Annotated in this window: 17 protein-coding genes; 15 read left to right on the top strand and 2 right to left on the bottom strand. The window is 71.0% G+C overall.

From position 1 onward, the window contains the following. The first annotated feature begins 12 nt into the window (after positions 1-12). Positions 13-321: a hypothetical protein gene (locus FHR32_RS32940; protein WP_184758398.1), complete on the top strand. Its 309-nt coding sequence runs from the start codon at positions 13-15 to the stop codon at positions 319-321. Here FHR32_RS32940 and FHR32_RS32935 read toward each other — a convergent pair. Further along, positions 308-2,800 carry a DEAD/DEAH box helicase gene (locus FHR32_RS32935; protein WP_184758397.1) on the bottom strand — a complete coding sequence of 831 codons (2,493 nt, stop codon included), beginning with the start codon at positions 2,798-2,800 and terminating at the stop codon, positions 308-310. The genes FHR32_RS32940 and FHR32_RS32935 overlap by 14 nt on opposite strands. A gap of 122 nt (positions 2,801-2,922) precedes the next feature. Continuing rightward, positions 2,923-4,230 (bottom strand): acyltransferase family protein, encoded by a 1,308-nt coding sequence (locus FHR32_RS32930; protein ID WP_184758396.1) that lies wholly within the window; start codon positions 4,228-4,230, stop codon positions 2,923-2,925. Between the two features lie 185 nt (positions 4,231-4,415). Between FHR32_RS32930 and FHR32_RS32925 the strand changes: the two genes are divergently transcribed. The 14 genes from FHR32_RS32925 to FHR32_RS32860 all read left to right on the top strand — a co-directional run bounded on the left by FHR32_RS32925 (position 4,416) and on the right by FHR32_RS32860 (position 18,610). Then, on the top strand, positions 4,416-5,663 hold the full coding sequence (locus FHR32_RS32925; RefSeq protein WP_184758395.1) for a sensor histidine kinase: 1,248 nt from the start codon (positions 4,416-4,418) through the stop codon (positions 5,661-5,663). Further along, entirely contained in the window at positions 5,654-6,301 is a 648-nt protein-coding gene (locus FHR32_RS32920; RefSeq protein ID WP_184758394.1) for a response regulator transcription factor, read from the top strand. The genes FHR32_RS32925 and FHR32_RS32920 overlap by 10 nt, the downstream gene beginning before the upstream one ends. A 107-nt stretch (positions 6,302-6,408) precedes the next feature. Continuing rightward, on the top strand, positions 6,409-6,738 hold the full coding sequence (locus FHR32_RS43260; protein WP_221466490.1) for a hypothetical protein: 330 nt from the start codon (positions 6,409-6,411) through the stop codon (positions 6,736-6,738). Positions 6,739-6,870: 132 nt separating this feature from the next. After that, positions 6,871-7,785: an endonuclease/exonuclease/phosphatase family protein gene (locus tag FHR32_RS32910; protein WP_184758393.1), complete on the top strand. Its 915-nt coding sequence runs from the start codon at positions 6,871-6,873 to the stop codon at positions 7,783-7,785. Positions 7,786-7,995: 210 nt separating this feature from the next. After that, the gene (locus FHR32_RS32905; RefSeq protein ID WP_184758392.1) at positions 7,996-9,009 is read left to right on the top strand and encodes a LacI family DNA-binding transcriptional regulator; all 1,014 of its coding nucleotides are present in this window, start codon (positions 7,996-7,998) and stop codon (positions 9,007-9,009) included. After that, positions 9,006-9,917 carry a carbohydrate ABC transporter permease gene (locus tag FHR32_RS45000; RefSeq protein ID WP_184758391.1) on the top strand — a complete coding sequence of 304 codons (912 nt, stop codon included), beginning with the start codon at positions 9,006-9,008 and terminating at the stop codon, positions 9,915-9,917. Before FHR32_RS32905 ends, FHR32_RS45000 begins: the two co-directional genes overlap by 4 nt. Before the next feature lies 1 nt (position 9,918). Further along, positions 9,919-10,737 (top strand): carbohydrate ABC transporter permease, encoded by an 819-nt coding sequence (locus tag FHR32_RS32895; protein ID WP_184758390.1) that lies wholly within the window; start codon positions 9,919-9,921, stop codon positions 10,735-10,737. Between the two features lie 26 nt (positions 10,738-10,763). Beyond that, positions 10,764-12,059 (top strand): ABC transporter substrate-binding protein, encoded by a 1,296-nt coding sequence (locus tag FHR32_RS32890; protein ID WP_184758389.1) that lies wholly within the window; start codon positions 10,764-10,766, stop codon positions 12,057-12,059. Beyond that, entirely contained in the window at positions 12,056-13,018 is a 963-nt protein-coding gene (locus FHR32_RS32885) for an ADP-ribosylglycohydrolase family protein (RefSeq protein WP_184758388.1), read from the top strand. The genes FHR32_RS32890 and FHR32_RS32885 overlap by 4 nt, the downstream gene beginning before the upstream one ends. A gap of 4 nt (positions 13,019-13,022) precedes the next feature. Next, positions 13,023-13,988 (top strand): ADP-ribosylglycohydrolase family protein, encoded by a 966-nt coding sequence (locus tag FHR32_RS32880; RefSeq protein WP_184758387.1) that lies wholly within the window; start codon positions 13,023-13,025, stop codon positions 13,986-13,988. Further along, positions 13,985-15,172, top strand: coding sequence for an ADP-ribosylglycohydrolase family protein (locus FHR32_RS32875; protein ID WP_221466489.1), 1,188 nt, complete (start codon positions 13,985-13,987; stop codon positions 15,170-15,172). The genes FHR32_RS32880 and FHR32_RS32875 overlap by 4 nt, the downstream gene beginning before the upstream one ends. Continuing rightward, positions 15,169-16,545 (top strand): ADP-ribosylglycohydrolase family protein, encoded by a 1,377-nt coding sequence (locus tag FHR32_RS32870; protein ID WP_184758385.1) that lies wholly within the window; start codon positions 15,169-15,171, stop codon positions 16,543-16,545. Before FHR32_RS32875 ends, FHR32_RS32870 begins: the two co-directional genes overlap by 4 nt. Beyond that, positions 16,542-17,453 (top strand): ribokinase, encoded by a 912-nt coding sequence (gene rbsK / locus FHR32_RS32865; RefSeq protein ID WP_184758384.1) that lies wholly within the window; start codon positions 16,542-16,544, stop codon positions 17,451-17,453. Before FHR32_RS32870 ends, rbsK begins: the two co-directional genes overlap by 4 nt. Beyond that, a complete protein-coding gene (locus tag FHR32_RS32860) occupies positions 17,450-18,610 on the top strand; it encodes a CaiB/BaiF CoA transferase family protein (RefSeq protein WP_184758383.1) in 1,161 nt (386 codons plus the stop codon). Before rbsK ends, FHR32_RS32860 begins: the two co-directional genes overlap by 4 nt. The last annotated feature ends 58 nt before the right edge of the window (positions 18,611-18,668 follow it).

Genomic DNA, 18,668 nt, shown 5'->3' with positions numbered 1-18,668 from the left:
CGGCCCGCTCTGATGCCTCTGCGCCATCCGGAGAGGGGCGGCCCGGTCGAGCCGCCCCCGAGGCGTGGTGCCCGGCGGTTCCCCGTCGTCTGGTCGCCTCCCGCGGAGCAGGTGATCCTCTACCGCTCGGAGCGGGCGGCGCAGTCGGCCCTGCTCCAGTTCCAGGCGGGCGTGCAGAAGTGCAGGCAGTCCGAGGGCTGGAAGAACGGTTCCTTCAACCGGAGCCTGGCCAGGGTCGCCCTCGGTGACGGTCCGGGGCGGCGCGGGGCGGTCGGCGGAGGGGGACGCCGGGCCCGCGGTGCCGGGGTCAGAGACGGTTGAGGCCGATGACGTGGACCACGGCGCGGCCCTCCTCGTCGGAGGCGGCCAGGTCCACCTGGGCGTCGATGCCCCAGTCGCCGTCGCCTGCGGGGTCGGCGATGACCTGGCGGACCCGCCAGAACTCCTTCTCCGCCTCGATCCGGAGCAGGCCGGGACCGCGGGCGTCCGGACCGGTGCCGATCTCCTCGTGATCGTCGTAGTAGGCGTCGAGGGCGGCGCCCCAGTCCACGTCCGGCGCCAGCTCGGCCAGCTCCTGTTCCTTCTCCAGGGAGGCCAGTTCGACCAGGCGGAACATCGCGTTGCGGACCAGGACGCGGAACGCGCGGGTGTTGGCGGTGACCGGCCGGGTGTTCTCCTCCAGGGAGGGGGCCTCCAGCTCGTCGCCCGGGTTCTGTAGCTGCTCCCACTCGTCGAGGAGGCTGGAGTCGACCTGGCGGACCAGCTCGCCGAGCCACTCGATGAGGTCGATGAGGTCCTCGGTCTTGAGGTGCTCGGGGATGGTCCGCGACAGGGTGCGGTAGGCGTCGGCGAGGTAGCGCAGGACGGTGCCCTCCGACCGGGCCAGCTCGTAGAACTGGACGTAGTCGGTGAAGGTCATCGCCCGTTCGTACATGTCCCGCACGACGGTCTTGGGGCTGACGGTGTAGTCGCCGACCCAGGGGTGGCCCTGCCGGTAGGTCTCGTAGGCGCCCAGCAGCAGCTCCGACAACGGCATCGGGTAGGTGATCTCGGCCAGGAGCTCCATCCGCTCCTCGTATTCGATGCCGTCGGCCTTCATCTGCGCCACCGCCTCGCCACGCGCCTTGTTGAGCTGGGCGGACAGGATCTGGCGGGGGTCGTCGAGGATGGACTCGATGATCGAGACCATGTCGAGGGCGTAGTTCGGCGACTCCATGTCCAGCAGTTCCAGGGTGGCCAGCGCGAAGGTGGACAGCGCCTGGTTGAGCGCGAAGTCCTCCTGGAGGTCGACGGTCAGGCGGGCCATGCGGCCCTGCTCGTCGGGCTCGTCGAGCTTCTCCACCACGCCGCCGGCCAGCAGCGAGCGGTAGATCGCGATGGCCTGGCTGATGTGCCGCCGCTGCCACTTGCGGTCCTCGTGGTTGTCGGTCAGCAGATGCTTCATCGCCGCGTAGCAGTCGCCGGGACGGTTGATCACCGCGAGCAGCATCGCGTTGCTGACCTTGAACCGGGAGTTGAGCGGCTCGGGCTCGGCGGTCTGCAGCTTCTCGAAGGTCTCCTCGCTCCAGCCGACGAAGCCCTCCGGCGGCTTCTTGCGCGCGTAGCCGCGCCGCCGCTTGGGGTCGTCGCCGATCTTGGCCAGTGCCTTCTCGTTCTCGACGACGTAGTCGGGGGCCTGGCAGACGACGTAGCCGATGGTGTCGAAGCCCGCCCGCCCGGCCCGCCCGGCGATCTGGTGGAACTCGCGGGCGCGCAGCCGCCGGACCTTGTTGCCGTCGTACTTCGACAGCGCGGTGAACAGCACCGTCCTGATCGGCACGTTGACGCCGACGCCGAGCGTGTCGGTACCGCAGATGACCTTCAGCAGGCCGGCCTGGGCGAGCCGCTCCACCAGGCGGCGGTATTTCGGGAGCATCCCGGCATGGTGCACGCCGATGCCGTGCCGTACGAGGCGTGACAGGGCCCGGCCGAACCGGGTGGTGAACCGGAAGTTGCCGATGAGGGTGGCGATGGCCTCCTTCTCGGCCTTGGTGGACATGTTGATGCTCATCAGCGCCTGTGCCCGCTCCATGGCCGCGGCCTGGGTGAAGTGGACGACGTAGACGGGCGCCTGGTTGGTGGTGAGCATCTCCTCCAGGGTCTCGTGCAGGGGGGTGAGCCGGTAGGAGTAGACCAGTGGGACCGGGCGCTCGGCGTTCTTCACCACGGCGGTGGGCCTGCCGGTGCGCCGGGTCAGGTCCTCCTCGAACCGGGTCACGTCGCCGAGCGTCGCCGACATCAGGATGAACTGCACATTCGGCAGCTCCAGCAGCGGCACCTGCCAGGCCCAGCCCCGGTCGGGCTCGGCGTAGAAGTGGAACTCGTCCATCACGACCTGGCCGATGTCGGCTCCCGAGCCGTCGCGCAACGCGACGTTGGCGAGGATCTCGGCGGTGCAGCAGATGATCGGCGCGCCGGGGTTCACGCTCGCGTCACCGGTCATCATGCCGACGTTCTCGGTGCCGAACAGGGCGCATAGATCGAAGAACTTCTCCGACACCAGCGCCTTGATCGGCGCGGTGTAGAAGGTGCGCACGTCCCGGGTCAGCGCGGTGAAGTGCGCCCCGGCGGCGACCAGGCTCTTGCCCGACCCGGTCGGGGTGGCCAGGATCACGTTGTTTCCGGAGACGACCTCGATGAGCGCCTCCTCCTGGGCTGGATAGAGGGTGAGCCCTCGCTCGGAGTTCCATTCGACGAACGCGTCGAAGATGGCATCGGGGTCGGCGTCGATCTCTTCTGGCAGGCGATCTACAAGGCTCACGGTTCAATACTGCCGAAGAACTGACGGTGGTCGGACCGGGTCGGGTAACAGATGCGATCGCATCGTGCGCGGGTTTGGTGATGCGGCGCGCATTTATCTACTTAAATAGCTATAAATCATGACTAAAGGGACTCGGTGGACGGCTGTGCCGCCGGCTGCCGCCGGTCGGCCGACCAGGTGAGCGCCAGACCGGCCAGGATCATCCCCGCGCCGAGCACCGGCACCGGTCCCGGAACGAAGCCGAACGCCGTGAAGATGAGCAGCCCGGCCGCGGCGAGCGTGACGGCCACCGCGATCCGGGCCATCCCCCCGCCGTACGGCGGGGCCTGCGCGGGCGTCTCGAACCGGGCGAAGCAGCGCAGCAGCGGGCACATGGCGAGGGCGAGCACGAGCAGCCAGTGCGGCCAGCCCGACAGCCAGGCCGAGGTCCACGGCTGGGGGGTGGAGACGCCCAGGCCCACCACGACCACCGAGGTGACGAGGAACAGCGCGCTCATGTGCCACAGGTAGACGGTCATCATCCGGGGCGCCGCCCAGACGAGCACCCGGGAGACACCCGGCCACGCGGCGAGCGCGACGATCCACCCGCGCAGCGCCAGCACCAGCCCGAGCTGGCCGACCGCCACCGCGAGCAGCGCGACCGTGGGCGGCGCCATGTTGGAGACGGCCGCGCCCGGCATCCCGATCATACTGCCCGGGTACGGGCCGAAGGCCACCAGCGCCGCGGCCAGGCCGTACCCGGCCACCGCCATGGTCCACGGCCTGCCCAGACGGCCGTCGGCGTACAGGAAGCCCAGCTGGTGCACCGCCGCCCAGACGAGCGCGACGTTGAGGAACCCGACGACCCCCAGGCCGCTGGTGAAGCGGGCGGCGTCCACCACGACGGCCGCCGCCGCCAACACCGCGGGCACCCGCCAGCCGTACACCATGTTGAGCCGGAGCATCGGTGGCGTCACCGCCACCGCGACCAGGTAGACCACCAGGAACCAGAGAAGCTGCCCGGCCAGTCGCGAGGCCGTGACCACCGGCTGCTCCGGCATGCCGGCGGCCAGCAACAGGTGGGGCAGGGGCAGCCACACCGCCGCCAGCGGCAGCACCGGCCAGACCAGGCGGCGCAGTCGCACCGCCAGCCAGGCGGGGGCCGTGCCGCCACGCCGTACCGAGCTCCGCCAGCTGATCGCGTTGGCCGCGCCACCCGCGAAGAAGACCAGCGGCATCACCTGGCTGATCCAGGTGATCGCCCACGCGCCGCCGGTCGACAGCGCGTTGCCGGTGGAGATCCGCCCGTCGGCGAAGGAGAGCACCGGCATGCTCCAGTGCTGCAGCACCACCAGGGCCATGCCGGCCAGGCGCAACACGTCGATGAACACGTCTCTGCCCGGCGGCCCGGCTGTCGGGCGGGCTGCTGAGCGGGAGATGACGGCGGTCACGGGGGTCTCGATTCCTTGAGGAGCGCGATGATCCGACCCTCTCCCGCGCCCCCCTGCCGACGCAGTAACGCAGGCAGCAGTCTTGCGGTGGAGCACGCATCCCCACAGGGGTAGTGCTGGCCTCACCCCCTAATGCGGGTGAGCAGGATCGATCCGCGGTTCCTCCTCCTCGTAACGTTGACGCCATGAGACCCCTCTTGCGCCGCATCGGCATGGACAGCCGCTACCTGATCGTCGGCTTCCCCCTCTCCATCGTCTTCTTCGCCCTGATGGTGGTGGGTTTCGCCGCCGGGATAGGCACGGTGGTCGTATGGGTGGGCGTGCCGATCCTGGCCACGACGCTGCTGGTGGCGCGGGGGATGGCCGACATGGAGCGGCGGATGCTGCCCGAGGTGCTCGGCCGCCCGGTGCCCCGGCCCCGTTACCAGCCGGCGCCGGAGGAGGCCGGATGGTTCCGCCGCATGGTCAACCCGATGACCAACGGGCAGTCGTGGCTCGACCTGCTCTACGGGATCGTGGCCTTCCCCGTCTCCATCGTGACCTTCGTGCTGACGGTGACGTGGTGGGCGGGGACGGTCCTGGGCCTGGCCAGCCCCCTCTACGGATGGATCACCGCCGCCATCCCGGGCAATCACGGGCTGGCCTACCTGCTCGGGCTCGGCGACAGCGTCTGGATCGACGTGGTCATCAACACCTGCATCGGCATGCTGTTCGCGCTCACCCTGCCGGTGATCGTGCGTGGCGCCGCGCTGACCCAGGCCGGGCTCGGCCGGGCCATGCTGACCGGCGTCGCCGAGCTGCAGGAGCGCATCGACGACCTGGCCGAGGGCCGGGCCGCCGCGGTGTCGGCCGAGGCCAACGCGCTGCGACGGCTGGAGCGCGACATCCACGACGGACCCCAGCAGCGCCTGGTCTCCCTGGCCATGGACCTGTCACGTGCCCAGCGTCAGCTCAGGCGTGACCCCCGGGCCGTCGAGGAGATGCTCAACCAGGCCATCAGCTCGACCCGGGAGACCCTGGACGAACTCCGTGCCCTCTCGCGGGGCATCGCGCCGCCGATCCTGACCGACCGCGGCCTGGCCCCCGCGCTCGCGGCGCTGGCCAGTCGCTGCACCATCCCCGTGGAGCTGGACGTGCAGGTCACCGGCCGCTTCGCGGCGGCGGTGGAGAACACCGTCTACTTCGTGGTCGCCGAGAGCCTGACCAACGTCGCAAAGCACAGCCACGCCACCGTCTGCACGGTGTCGCTGAGCAGGTCCGGCGGCGTCCTCATGCTGACGATCGGGGATGATGGTGTCGGCGGTGCACACACCGCCAAGGGACATGGCCTGTCCGGCCTCGCCGACCGCCTCAAGGCGGTGGACGGGGAGCTGGCGGTGGACTCACCGGTCGGCGGGCCGACAGTGATCGTGGCGGAGGTGCCGTGCGGGTAGTCGTGGCCGACGACGCAGTGCTGATCAGAGAGGGCCTGATCAGGCTGCTCGAGGAGTTCGGCTGCGAGGTGGTCGCAGCGGTGGGGGACGGCGACGGCCTGGTGGAGGCCGTCGCCGAGCACCGGCCGGACGTCTCGGTGGTGGACGTCCGGATGCCTCCCGGCTTCACCGACGAGGGGCTGCGGGCGGCGGTCGAGGCGCGCCGGCGGGTGCCGGGCGCGCCGGTGCTGATCCTGTCGCAATACGTGGAGGTGTCCTATGCCGACGACCTGCTGGCCGACGCCAGGGGCGCGGTGGGCTACCTGCTCAAGGACAGGGTCGTGGACGTCGACGACTTCATGGGCGGCCTGCGCACCGTCGCGGCCGGCGGGACGGTCTTCGACCCGCAGGTGGTGGCCCAGCTGATGGTACGGCGCCGCCGCGACGACCCGCTCGCCCAGCTCACCCCGCGCGAGCGCGAGGTGCTCGGCCTGATGGCCGAGGGCAGGTCCAACCCCGCCATCGGCCGCCAGCTCGTGGTGAGCGACGGCGCGGTGGAGAAGCACATCCGCAGCATCTTCGCCAAGCTCGGCCTGTACGCCGAGGACGGCGACCAGCACCGCCGGGTCCTGGCCGTCCTCGCCTACCTGCGTTCCTGACCCCGGCGGACGCCGGGGTCGGTCCTCGGGGCCGAGGAGGACGGCGGGGTGTGGCCATACGGGCCGGTCGGTGGAATCCTGCATGCTTCCGAGCGAAGGAGTCTGTCGTGTCCTCGACTGCACAGGAGATCTTCGAGCGTTACATCTGGGCGGGAATGACCCGGAACGCCGGTGCGCTGGCCGAGATGTTCACCCAGGACGGCGTCTTCGAGGCGCCGCTCGTCCCAGCCGGTCACGCATTCCCGCGGCGTCCGGCGGACCGCGTCGGTGTACACGGCGCCGATCTCGGGGCGTGTGAGAACGGCGGCCTCGGTCGCGGGCAGCTGCGGCGGGCCGGACGCGTTCGCCCCCAAGTGCGCCGCCATGGTGTTCCGATCCTGCAGAGCGACAGCGGCGCTACGGACGTTGCCGTCCATCATCCCGGCCGTCTGGGGTAATCACTTCACTCATATCGGCAATCTAACCAAGCACGGAGCGTGTCCGATAAATGATCACATGAAGCCGTCTTTCGGTCACATGGCGGACGGAATGCCCCAGATAGCCGTCCGAACATGCTTCAATGACCAGCCATGATCACAAGGAAGCTGATGGCGACGGCGGCCCTGGCGGTCGTGACGGTCCCTCTCTTCACGGGGCAGGCCCAGGCTCGGACGTCGTCCTCCGCCATCTCGGTGATGAGCTGGAACGTCTGCGCGGGCACCAATCCCGGCTGCTTCTTCTACGGCAGGAGCATGCAGGAGGTGGCCGTGAAGGTCGGCTGGTATGCGACCACCCAGCCGATCAAGCCGGATGTGATCTTCCTGCAGGAGTTCTGCTCGGGTGGGACGGCCACACTGGAGAGCCTGCTGGAGCAGAAGACCGAGCGCGCCTGGACCGTGCGGTCGTCGATCCTCACGTTGAAGGACGGCTCGCCGAAGGTCTGCGCACCTGACCGGCAGGGGCGTCCGCGGGGCAATATAGCCGTCACCGTCGCGGTCGCCGACAACGCGGCCACCTTCCAGGCCCACGGCCTGACCTCCCCGCCGTGGTATGCCAAGCGCATGGCGCTCTGCGCCGCGATCCCGGCCAGGAGGGTCAACGTCTGCGGCACCCACCTCAGCGCCGGCCTGTCCTACGACGACAGGGAGCCCGACGCGCCCTTCCGGACGAAGCAGGTCCAGGAGCTGCTGGCGGCGGCGGCCAAGCCCGGCTACCGTGCCGTCTTCGGCGGGGACCTCAACCTGGCCCCGCCGGACAGCGGGCAGAGCACCGCTGCGAAAAGACGCATCCTGGCACCTGTCTACGCGGCCTACGCCGAGTGCGACCAGAACGGCAGCCGCGACGGACGGTGGACCGAGAAGTACGTCCGCGAGGACGGCAGCGTCGCGAAGCGCAAGCTCGACTATCTCTTCGCCCCCAGGGGAAGCGTGACGCGGTGCCACGTGGCGCAGGGTGCCGCCTCCTCCGACCACAAGCCCATCTACGTCAAGGTCAACCTCGGCTAACACCGGCGCCCTGGGGCAGGTCCCCGGACGAACGGCGAGGCCCCGGACGGCCCGCGCGGAACCGGCCCTTCGAGACCCCCTTTGACGTGCCGTTACTTGATCGTGACTTGACGTTCTCTATTACGGCCGAGTTACATGTCCCTAACCCCGTAAACGTTTTCAGCGGATCATCGAGATCACGGTAATCGTTTACAGAAAGGCGTGGTCTCTGTGAGCGACGGGCCGACGATCACCACGATCGCGGAGCGGGCAGGCGTCTCGATCGCCTCGGTCTCCCGCGTCCTCAATGGGTTGCCGACCCGTGAGAACACCGTGCGCCGGGTGCTCAGCGCGGCCGAGGAGCTGGGATACGTTCCCAACTCGGTGGCCCGGTCGCTGAAGTCGCGCCGGACCAACCAGGTGGCCTTCGCGATGGCCGACATCGGCAACCCGGTCTACCTGGCGATGATCCGCGAGATCCAGCCGGTGCTGAAGGCCGCGGGCTACCGTCTCGTGCTGCACTCCACGGACGCGGACGTCGCCGACGAGATCGACGTGCTCCGCAGCCTCGGCGAGCGCTACGTGGACGGACTGATCATGATTCCGCTGCGGGTGGGGGAGGCGCACCTGAAGGCCGTCGAGGCGGCCCGCGCCCCCGTCGTCATCATCGGCTCGGTGCCGGACGGTACGCGGGTGGACAACGTCCGCACCGACTCCCGTACCGGCGTGCAACTGGCGCTGGACCACCTCCACTCCCTGGGGCGCCGCCGGATCGGATTCGTCAACGGCCCGCTGGACACGGTGCCCGGCTCGGCCCGGTCCACGGCCTACGCCGAGGCACTCACCGTCCTCGGGCTGCCCTACGACGAGAACCTGGTGGAGATCGGTGACTTCTACCGCGCCGAGGGCGCGGCCGCGGCGAGCCGGTTGCTGGCCAGGGTGCCCGACCTGGACGCGATCATGTGCGCCAACGACCTGATCGCGCTCGGCGCGCTGGACGTCCTGCGCCGGGCGGGCCGCCGGGTGCCCCAGGACGTGGCGGTGGCCGGCATGGACGACATCGACATGGCCGCCGTCGCCTGGCCCGCGCTGACCAGCGTCTCCCTCGGCTCCGCCGAGCGCGGCCGGGTGGCGGCGGAACTGCTTCTGGACCGGCTGGGCGACGGCGAGCGGGAACCCAGAGTGGTCACCGTGCCGCCCCGCCTGGTGGTCCGGGCCTCGACTGTGGGAGAGGAAGCGCCGTGACCCTCACAGCCGACCGGCCGGTCAGGACGGTGAGACCGGACAAGCCCCGCGGGGGCGGGAGGCAGGGGCGCGAGGCGCTGCTGCTGATGCTGCCCGCGCTGGTGCCCGTGCTGGTGTTCAGCGTGGGACCGCTGCTCTACGGAATCTTCCTGGCGTTCACCGACGCGCGCTCCGGGCGCAACTCCGTCACCTCGTTCGTCGGGCTGTCGAACTTCGGGGATCTGCTCTCCGACGGGGACTTCTGGGCGTCGTTCCGGATCGGGATGATCTGGGCGGTCTCGGTGACGGTGCTGCAGTTCCTGGCCTCGCTGGGACTGGCGCTGCTGCTCAACCAGGACATGCGGTTCCGGGGGTTCGCCCGGGTGCTGGCAATGGTGCCGTGGGCGATGCCGCCCGTGGTCATCGGGCTGATGTGGCGACTGGTCTACCACCCGGACGCCGGAATCCTCAACGGCATGCTGGGCACCGAGATCGACTGGCTCAACGACTTCTCCATCGCGCTGCCCGCGGTGATCGTCGTCGGGATCTGGACCGGCATGCCGCAGACCACAGTGGTGCTGCTGGCCGGGCTGCAGGGCGTTCCCAAGGAGCTGTACGAGGCCGTCGAGGTGGACGGCGCGGGCACCTGGCGGAAGTTCTGGAGCATCACCCTGCCCCAGCTCCGCCCGGTCATCGTGGCCATCACCTCGCTCGACTTCGTCTGGAACATCAACCAGTTCGGGCTGGTCTACGTCCTCACCCAGGGCGGCCCCGGGGGGCAGACCCGACTGCCCATGCTCTTCGCCTACGAGGAGGCCTTCCGCTACGGCTTCTTCGGCTACGCGGCCACCCTGGGCGTGGCGATCGTGATCGTCGTGCTGGCCGTTCTCGGTGTCTATCTCTGGCGGCAGATGCGGGAGGCGAGCTGACATGGGCAAGGCACTGCGTTATCTGGCCCTGGCCTGCTACATCGTCTTCCTGGCGTTCCCGCTGGTCTGGCTGCTGTCCACGGCGTTGAAGACGCCGCAGGAGCTGGCGAGCCTGCACCCGACGTGGATCCCGCGCGCACCGACGCTGACCAACTTCACCGACGCCTTCGGCGAGCAGGACCTGGTCGGCAGCGGCATGCGCAGCCTCGTCGTCGCGGTGGCCAGCTCGGTGCTCACCGTGATCCTGGCGATGCCCGCCGCCTACGCGCTGGCCCGCTACCGCTCACTGGTCAACCGGATCGCGATCGGATGGGTCCTGGTCAGCCAGGTCTTCCCGTTCATCCTGATCATCATCCCGCTGTTCATGGTCCTGCGCAGGCTGGACCTGGTGAACACGTTGCCCGGCCTGACCGTCGTGCACGTCACCTTCACGCTGCCGTTCGCGCTGTGGATGCTCCAGGGCTACGTGCGCGCCGTGCCGCGTGAGCTGGAGGAGGCCGCCGCGGTGGACGGGGCCGGGCGGATCCGCTCGCTGGTGAGCGTCGTCGCCCCGCTGCTGGCCCCCGGAGTGGTCGCGACCCTGCTGTTCGCGTTCATCTCCTCCTGGAACGAGTTCCTGTTCGCTCTGATCGTCCTCAAGGACCCTGACGTGGCGACCCTGCCCCTGACGCTGGTGAAGTTCACCGGTGCCGAGGGCGTCGTGCGGCTCGGGCCGCTGGCGGCCGCCTCGCTCCTGGCGACGATCCCGAGTCTGTTGTTCTTCGCAGTCATCCAGCGGCGGTTGAAGTCCGGCCTGATGGCCGGGGCCGTCAAGGGATAGCCCCACCCCCCGATAGGAGAAGTCATATGCGTATGAGGACCGCGCTGGCCGCAAGCCTCCTCGTGCTCGTCGCCGGATGCGCCTCGGAATCGCCCGCGGCCACCCCCGACGGGCCGGTGACGATCAAATTCCAGAGCCTCGCCTGGCAGAAGGAGTCGATCGCCGCCAACAAGGAGCTGGTCGCCGAGTGGAACAAGGCCAACCCCAAGATCCAGGTCGAGTACATCCAGGGAAGCTGGGACAACGTCAACGACCAGCTCGTGACCTCCTTCGAGGCCGGTGACCCGCCGGACGTCATCCACGACGACTCCCCGGCCCTGTCCGGATTCGCCAACCGCGGCTATCTGATGGACATCAAGGACAAGATCCCGGCCGAGCTGAAGAGCGACATCCCGCAGCCCGCCTGGGACACCGTCACCTTCGGAGACGGCAAGGGCGCACAGGGCGTGTACGGCGTGCCGTTCCTGCAGGAGTCGCAGGTCACCATCGCCAACAAGAAGCTGCTCGAGGCGGCGGACGTGCGGATCCCGACCCCGGACAGCCCGTGGACGTGGGACGAGTTCGCCGAGATCTCCAAGAAGCTCACCAAGGGCGACACCTACGGCGTCGCCTGGCCGATGAAGTCGCCGGTCAACAAGGTGCTCAACCTGAGCCTGAACTTCGGCGGCACCTTCTTCCAGACCGACGCCGCGGGCAAGACGACGGTCAAGGTCGGCACCGAGGAGCGCGAGGTGCTCCAGCGCGTCCACGACCAGCTCTACAAGGACAAGTCCGCCGACCCGTCCGCGCTCGGTATGGGCTCGGCCGACCCGCTGCCCGGCTTCTACGCCGGCAAGTACGCGATGCTGCCCGCAGGGGTCTACCTGCGCCAGCAGGTCGTGGAGCAGGCGCCGGACGGCTTCGAGTGGGTCACCATCCCGCCGCTGAAGGGCGTCAGCTCCGAGCAGGGCGCCGTCTCGCAGACGCTCTCGGTCGCCGCCGACAGCAAGTATCCCGAGCAGTCGCTGAAGTTCATCTCCTTCTTCCTCAACGGTTCCAACCAGGTCAAGCTCGCCAAGGGCGACTGGCTGCTGCCGACCTCCGTCAAGGCCGCGGCCGACCCCGCCATGACCGTCGAGGAGAACGGCTGGAACGTGGCGACCGCATCGGTCAAGAACCTCGTGGTCGCGCCGTTCCTGAAGGTCAACGGCTTCGACGAGTGGAAGAGCAAGGTGGCCACGCCGACGCTGCAGCAGTACTTCGCCAACAAGATCACCATTGACGACGTGGCGAAGAAGCTGGTCGACGAGGGCAACCAGGTGCTGGAGCGGTACAACCAGTGACCTTGACACATCGGGGGCGCGCCCGGGGATGTCTGCTCGGCCTCGCGGCCGGCGACGCCCTCGGGCGCCCGGCGGAGAACCTCTCGCCAGAACAGATCGCCGCCCGCTGGGGCAGGCTGACCGAGATCGACGGCGGCGGCACCGACGACACCGAGTACACCATCTTCGCGGCCTCCCTGCTCATGCAGCACGGGCACGCGCTGACCTCCCAGGACGTCGTCCAGGCCTACCGCCGGGAGATCATCCCGCTGATCGACGGGCCCATGAAGGGCGCGGGCTTCTCCGAGCTCGGCGCCATCCAGGCGCTCCGGCAGGGGCTCCAGCCGCCGCTGACCGGTCAGTGGCACCGCCACGGCTGGTCGGACGGCCTGGCCATGCGCGCCGCGCCGTACGGGATCTTCGCCGCGGGCGACCCCGATGAGGCCGCCCGCCTGGTGGAGGTCGACGGCAGCGTGAGCAACGCGGGAGAGGGCATCCTCGGCGGCCGCGCCGTCGCCGGGGCGGTGGCCGCCGCGATGGCGGGCGCCTCCCCGGCCGAGGCGGTCGCGGCCGGTCTCGGCGTGATCCCCGAGGATTCGTGGACCGCCCGCAGCGTCAACCGCGCCCGGGAGGCCATCGGCCCCGGATCCGGCGAGGTCGCCGGGCGGCTGCACGAGGCGGTCGTGGTCCGGCACTACCCGTGGACGGACCTGGCTCCCGAAGCCGTCGCCCTGGCCTTCGCCGCCTACCTGCTGGGCGAGGGAGAGGTCGAGGAGTCCGTGGTGATCGCGGCGAACCTGGGACGGGACGCCGACACCACCGCGGCCATCGCCGGCGCTCTCGCCGGGGCGGGACGCGGCGAGGCGGCGGTGCCGGAGCGGTGGGCACGGCAGATCGGCCCGGTCGAGGGACGCTGCCTGCCGGTGACCGCGGGACGGCACGTGCTCGACGTGGCCGATCAGCTCGTGGAAGGGACGTAGGGCGATGATGTCGGGGGACAGGATTCTGGGGGCGTTCGCCGGTCTGGCGATCGGTGACGCGGCGGGATGGCCGTCGTCACGGCACCGCGCCGGGGTGCACGCGCCGTGGAGCAGACGTCTCCACCGCGAGCTCGACGCCTTCGCCGAGGAGCACCGGGTGACCACGCTGCCGGTGCCGTTCGCGCTCAACCAGCCGGTCGCGCCGCTGGTGACGGGGCCGTCCGACGACGCCGAATGGCTCGCCTGGACCGTGCTCACCATCGACCAGGACCGTGCGGAGGCGTTCGCCGGCCTGATCGGCAGGGACGACATCAGGGCGCGGATCTCGGTGCGGACCGCGCTGGACAATCTCGCGCGCGGTCTCGGCCCTCCCGCCAGCGGGCACGACAACCCGCACTTCTTCGACGACGCCGCGGTCGTGCGGGCGGTCGCCTTCGGGGCCGCCGGGCTGGACCCCACGGCCGACGCCCAGGTCACCAATGCCGGTGACGGCGTGCTCGGGGCCGTCGCGATGGCCCGGGCGATCGCCGTCCTGGTGGACGGCGGCTCGATGGGCGACGCCGTGCAGGCCGCGCTGGAGGCGCTTCCCGACGACACCGTCATCGGCCGCGCGACCCGCACGGCGCTCGCGGTCACCCGCGAGGCGGGCGACCCGTTCGCGGCGGTGCCCGCGCTGGACGCGGCGCTGTTCGACCACGTCTACAGCTACGGGGTCGCCGCCGCCGAGACGCTCCCGGTGGCTCTCGCGCTGGCGGAGGTCTCCGGCGGCTCGACGCGCACCGCCGTACCGGCCGCCGCCTGCCTGGCCGCCGCGGCGGACTCCGCGCCCGCGCTGACCGGCGCGCTGACCGGCGCCTTCGCCGGCCACGACGCGCTGCCGCGGGGGTGGAGCACCACCCTGACGGGCTGTTGCCTGCCCGAACTGGCGGGAATTGATCTACTGGACATCGCGAGGGGATGGATCGGATGAGTACAGCAGGTGAGACGGGTACCCCGGCGAGCGCGGGCGGGGGCACGCTTGAGGACAGGGCCGTGGGATGCGTGGCGGGCGCCGCGGTCGGCGACGCCCTCGGCGGCGCCACCGAGGGCTGGACGCCCGAGCAGATCCACCAGCGCTACGGCGGGTACGTCGAGGGCCTGGTCCCGCCGTACTTCGAGGACTGGCGGAACGCCCGTCCCATCGCGCCCTACCACAAGGGTGACGGCCACATCACCGACGACACCCTGATGACCCACGCGCTGATCCGGGTCTACGAGCGGGTCGGAGGCCACCTCGACGCCTACGCGGCGGCCGAGCACCTGGTGCCGGAGATGATGGGGGAGAAGCGCTGGATCCCGGAGCTGGAGGCCGAGGCGCTGCCGCTGCAGCGGGTCTTCCTGGCGGAGAAATGGCTGGTGCTGCGGCTGCACTACGGTCACGTGGACCCGCGCGAGGCCGGTGTCGGCAACATCGTCAACTGCGGTGCCGCGATGTACATGGCGCCGGTCGGCGTGGTGAACGCCGCAGACCCCGACGCCGCCTACGCCGAGGCGATCGAGCTGGCCGGCGCCCACCAGTCCAGCTACGGCCGGGAGGCGGCCGGTGTGCTCGCCGCCGCGGTGGCCGAGGCCATGCGCCCGGGCGCGACGGCCGACTCGGTGGTCGCCGCCTGCCTGCGGGTGGCACGGGACGGCACCAAGGCGGCCATCGACGCGGTGTGCTCCGCGGCCCGCGGCCTCGGCCACTGGGACGGCTCCTTCGAGACGCTGCGCGCCGCCATGAAGCCCTACGACACCGTCGCCGACACCTACCGCGACCAGGGCCTCGGCGCCCGCCGCCCGAGCCGCCTGCACAGCATCGAGGAGCTCCCGCTCGCCCTGGCCTTCCTGCTGATCGCCAAGGGCGACTACCGCGACACCGTCCTCGGCGGCGTCAACTACGGCCGCGACGCCGACTCCATCGCCTCCATGGGCGGCGCCGTCGCCGGAGCCCTCGGCGGGCGCGCGGCCGTCCCGGCCGACTGGGTGGAGCAGATCTCGACCGCCAGCCGCACCGACCTCCTCACCCCCGGCCTGAATCTGGCCCGCGTCGCCCGCGACATCCACCGCGCGGACCTGGAGCGCCGGCGCGCCCACGAGTCCGCCTTCGCCGCCCTCCTCGGAGACGCCAGATGATCAGGCTGACCTGGGTGCAGCCGGAGGACCTGGTCGGCCACGAGCTGCGTCAGGCCGCCGAGGACGGTCGCGAAGTGACGGAGATCGCCGCCCGCTGGCACGCCGCGGGGGGACACGACGCCCCGCCCCGGGCGGGAGCCTCACCCGAGGCTCCTCCGGTACGGCTGCGCCGCCTGGCCGAGGACCTGCTCGACGAGCTCGCCGCGGTCCCCTCCCCGCTCCCCGAACCCTCGGCCCTGGCCGAGATCATCGCGGCCTGCCCGCAGTGGCCGTCGCAGAGGGGCACGGCCGTCTCGGGCACGCAGGCCATGGACCGGATGCTCGGAGCGTGGCTCGGCCGGGCGGCGGGCTGCGTGCTGGGCAAGCCGGTGGAGAAGATCCCCAGGGAGGGGATCAGGGCGATCGCCGAGGCGACCGGGAACTGGCCGATCCGGGGATGGTTCACCGCCGAGGGGCTTCCCGCCGAGATCGGCCGGAGCTGGCCCTGGAACCGCCGCAGCGCCGTCAACAGCCTCGCGGAGAACATCGACGGCGTTCCCGAGGACGACGACCTCAACTTCGCGCTGCTCGCCCTGGCCCTGCTGGAGCGGCGCGGCCGGGAGTTCACCACCGACGACGTCGCACAGCTCTGGCTGGACGAGTTGCCCGGCGGCCGGGTCTTCACCGCCGAGCGCGCCACCTACCGCAACCTGCTGGCCGGCCTGGAGCCGCCCGGCTCCCACGACCCGCCGGCCCTCACCACGGCGACCTTCCGCAACCCGTTCCGGGAGTGGATCGGCGCGCTGATCAGGGCCGACGTCTACGGCTGGGCCAACCCCGGTGATCCGGCCACGGCCGCGGAGTTCGCCTGGCGCGACGCGCGGCTCAGCCACACCGCCAACGGGATCTACGGCTCCATGTCCGTGGCCGCGATGTGCGCCACGGCGCTGGTGGCCTCCTCCGCCGAGGAGGTGGTCGCCGCCGGGCTCGCCGTGATCCCGCCGGACTCCCGCCTGGCCGCCGCCATGCGGCAGGCCGCCGAGGACGCGCGCCGCGAACCGGACTTCGAGCGGGTCGTCGACCGGCTCCACGCCCGCCATGGGGACCTGCACTGGGTCCACACGATCAACAACGCCGCGCTGATCACGGCGGCACTGGTCCATGGCCGGGGCGACTTCACCGCCTCGATCGCCGGCGCCGTGGCGGGCGGCTGGGACACCGACTCGGCGGGGGCGACCGTGGGCTCGATCGTCGGCGCGCTGCGCGGCGCGTCGGGGATCCCGCAGGAATGGTCGTTGAAGAACCGGCTTTCCAGCAGCATCACCGGGTTCGACGGCATCGGCCTGGACGAGCTGGCACGCCGTACGCTGGCCCTGGCGACGGAGGAATCATGATCTCGGTGTTCGGTAGCGTCAACATGGACCTGGTGGCCTATGTCGAGGCCGCACCCGCCCTCGGCGAGACCGTGACCGGCCGCGCGTTCCGCACGGTCCCGGGAGGCAAGGGTGCGAACCAGGCCATCGCCGCCGCGCGCGCCGGCGCCGAGGTGGCCTTCCTCGGCGCCGTGGGCGACGACGCCTTCGGGCCGCAGATGCGCGCGACGCTGGCCGGGGCGGGGGTCGACGTCACCGGACTGCGCACCGTCCCGGGCCCCTCCGGCGTCGCCCAGATCGTGGTCGACGACCAGGGCGGCAACTCCATCATCGTGGTCCCCGGCGCCAACGGCACGGTGACCGCGCCCTCCGAGACCGACCTGGAGGTCATCGCCCGCTCCGACGTGCTCCTCCTCCAGCTGGAGCTGCCCATCGAGGCGGTCACCGCGGCCGCCCGCGCGGCCCGGGCGGCGGGCACCACGGTGATCCTCACCCCCGCCCCGGTCCAGCCGCTCCCGGACGAGCTGCTGGACGCCGTGGACATCCTCGTCGCCAACGAGCACGAGGCCGCGGCGATCACGGGACAGGCCGGCCACGAGGACGCGGTGCGCGACCTCCGGGCCAGGGTCGACTGGGTGATCATCACCCTGGGCTCGCGCGGCGCGCTGACCGCCGGACCCGGAGCCGGCCCGGCCCTGCACGTCGAGGCGCCGAAGGTGCGGGCGGTGGACACCACGGCGGCGGGCGACACGTTCGTGGGGGCGCTCGCCGCCGCCCATGTCGAACGTCGGACCCCGGATGTGTCCGTCCGCTTCGCCGGGGCCGCCGCGGCCCTGTCCGTCCAGAGGGAGGGGGCCAGCACCTCCATGCCCGTCCGTGCCGAGATCGACCGGAGTCTCGCCCGATCCCCGCACCCGGAGGTCCGATGAAAGCCCTGGAAGGCGTCCGCGTGCTGGACCTGGCGACCCTGTTCGCCGGGCCGATGGCGGCGATGCTGCTCGGTGACTACGGAGCCGAGGTGATCAAAGTCGAGCACCCGGCCAAGCCCGATCCCTCACGCGGCCACGGCCCCGATGGGCTGTGGTGGAAGATGCTCGGCCGCAACAAGCGCACGATCACCCTCGACCTGTCCACGGCCGAGGGGCAGGACCTGCTGGTCAAGCTGGTCCGCGAGGCCGATGTGGTGATCGAGAACTTCCGGCCGGGGACGCTGGAACGGTGGAACCTCTCCTACGAGCGGCTCAGCGAGGCCAACCCCGACCTGGTGCTGGCCAGGGTGACCGGGTTCGGGCAGTTCGGCCCCTACGCCAAGCGGCCCGGCTTCGGCACGCTCGCCGAGGCGATGAGCGGGTTCGCGGCGATGACCGGGGAACCGGACGGCCCGCCGACGCTGCCGCCCTTCGGCCTGGCCGACGGCATCTGCGCTCTCGCCACGGCCTTCGCGGTGATGACCGCGCTGCGCTCGGGCAGAGGGCAGGTGGTCGACCTGTCCATCATCGAGCCGATCCTGACCGTGCTCGGCGCCCAGCCCACCATCTACGACCAGCTCGGCATCGTCCCGCCGCGCACGGGTAACCGCTCGGTCAACAACGCCCCCCGCAACACCTACCGCTGCAAGGACGGCTCCTGGGTCGCGGTCTCCACCTCGGCGCAGAGCATCGCCGAGCGGGTGATGACCCTGGTCGGCCGCCCCGAGGTGATCGGCGAGCCCTGGTTCGCCAGCGGGTCGGGCCGGGTCGCGCACGCCGACGAGCTGGACGGCGCCGTGGCCGCCTGGGTGGCCGAGCACACCCGTGAGGAGGTGCTGACGGCCTTCGAACAGGCCCAGGCGGCGGTCGCGCCCATCTACGACGTGCGTGACATCATGGCCGACCCGCAGCTGGCGGCCCTGGACGCGATCACCACGGTGGAGGACCCCGAGCTCGGACCCATCCGGATGCAGAACGTGATGTTCCGCCTCACCGGCACCCCCGGTGAGATCCGCTGGACGGGCCGTCCGCACGGCGCGGACACCGCCGAGGTCCTCGGCGCCCTCGGCCTGACTCCCGAGGACCTCGCCACCCTGCGGAACAAGGGGGTCGTCTAGCCGTCGATCAGTGACGTACCGGACAGGGTGATTCCGGCCTGAGGCCGCCTCTGCCCCA

Source organism: Streptosporangium album (assembly GCF_014203795.1).
Taxonomy (GTDB): domain Bacteria; phylum Actinomycetota; class Actinomycetes; order Streptosporangiales; family Streptosporangiaceae; genus Streptosporangium; species Streptosporangium album.
This window is presented reverse-complemented; position numbering and strand designations above follow the sequence as displayed.

What these genes read in the sequence shown, in the direction of transcription:
- FHR32_RS32940 (WP_184758398.1), top strand. Translation starts at nt 13, where the DNA reads ATGCCTCTGCGCCATCCGGAGAGGGGCGGCCCGGTCGAGCCGCCCCCG.
- FHR32_RS32925 (WP_184758395.1), top strand. Translation starts at nt 4,416, where the DNA reads ATGAGACCCCTCTTGCGCCGCATCGGCATGGACAGCCGCTACCTGATC.
- FHR32_RS32910 (WP_184758393.1), top strand. Translation starts at nt 6,871, where the DNA reads ATGATCACAAGGAAGCTGATGGCGACGGCGGCCCTGGCGGTCGTGACG.
- FHR32_RS32895 (WP_184758390.1), top strand. Translation starts at nt 9,919, where the DNA reads ATGGGCAAGGCACTGCGTTATCTGGCCCTGGCCTGCTACATCGTCTTC.
- FHR32_RS32890 (WP_184758389.1), top strand. Translation starts at nt 10,764, where the DNA reads ATGCGTATGAGGACCGCGCTGGCCGCAAGCCTCCTCGTGCTCGTCGCC.
- FHR32_RS32880 (WP_184758387.1), top strand. Translation starts at nt 13,023, where the DNA reads ATGATGTCGGGGGACAGGATTCTGGGGGCGTTCGCCGGTCTGGCGATC.
- FHR32_RS32875 (WP_221466489.1), top strand. Translation starts at nt 13,985, where the DNA reads ATGAGTACAGCAGGTGAGACGGGTACCCCGGCGAGCGCGGGCGGGGGC.
- FHR32_RS32870 (WP_184758385.1), top strand. Translation starts at nt 15,169, where the DNA reads ATGATCAGGCTGACCTGGGTGCAGCCGGAGGACCTGGTCGGCCACGAG.
- rbsK (WP_184758384.1), top strand. Translation starts at nt 16,542, where the DNA reads ATGATCTCGGTGTTCGGTAGCGTCAACATGGACCTGGTGGCCTATGTC.
- FHR32_RS32860 (WP_184758383.1), top strand. Translation starts at nt 17,450, where the DNA reads ATGAAAGCCCTGGAAGGCGTCCGCGTGCTGGACCTGGCGACCCTGTTC.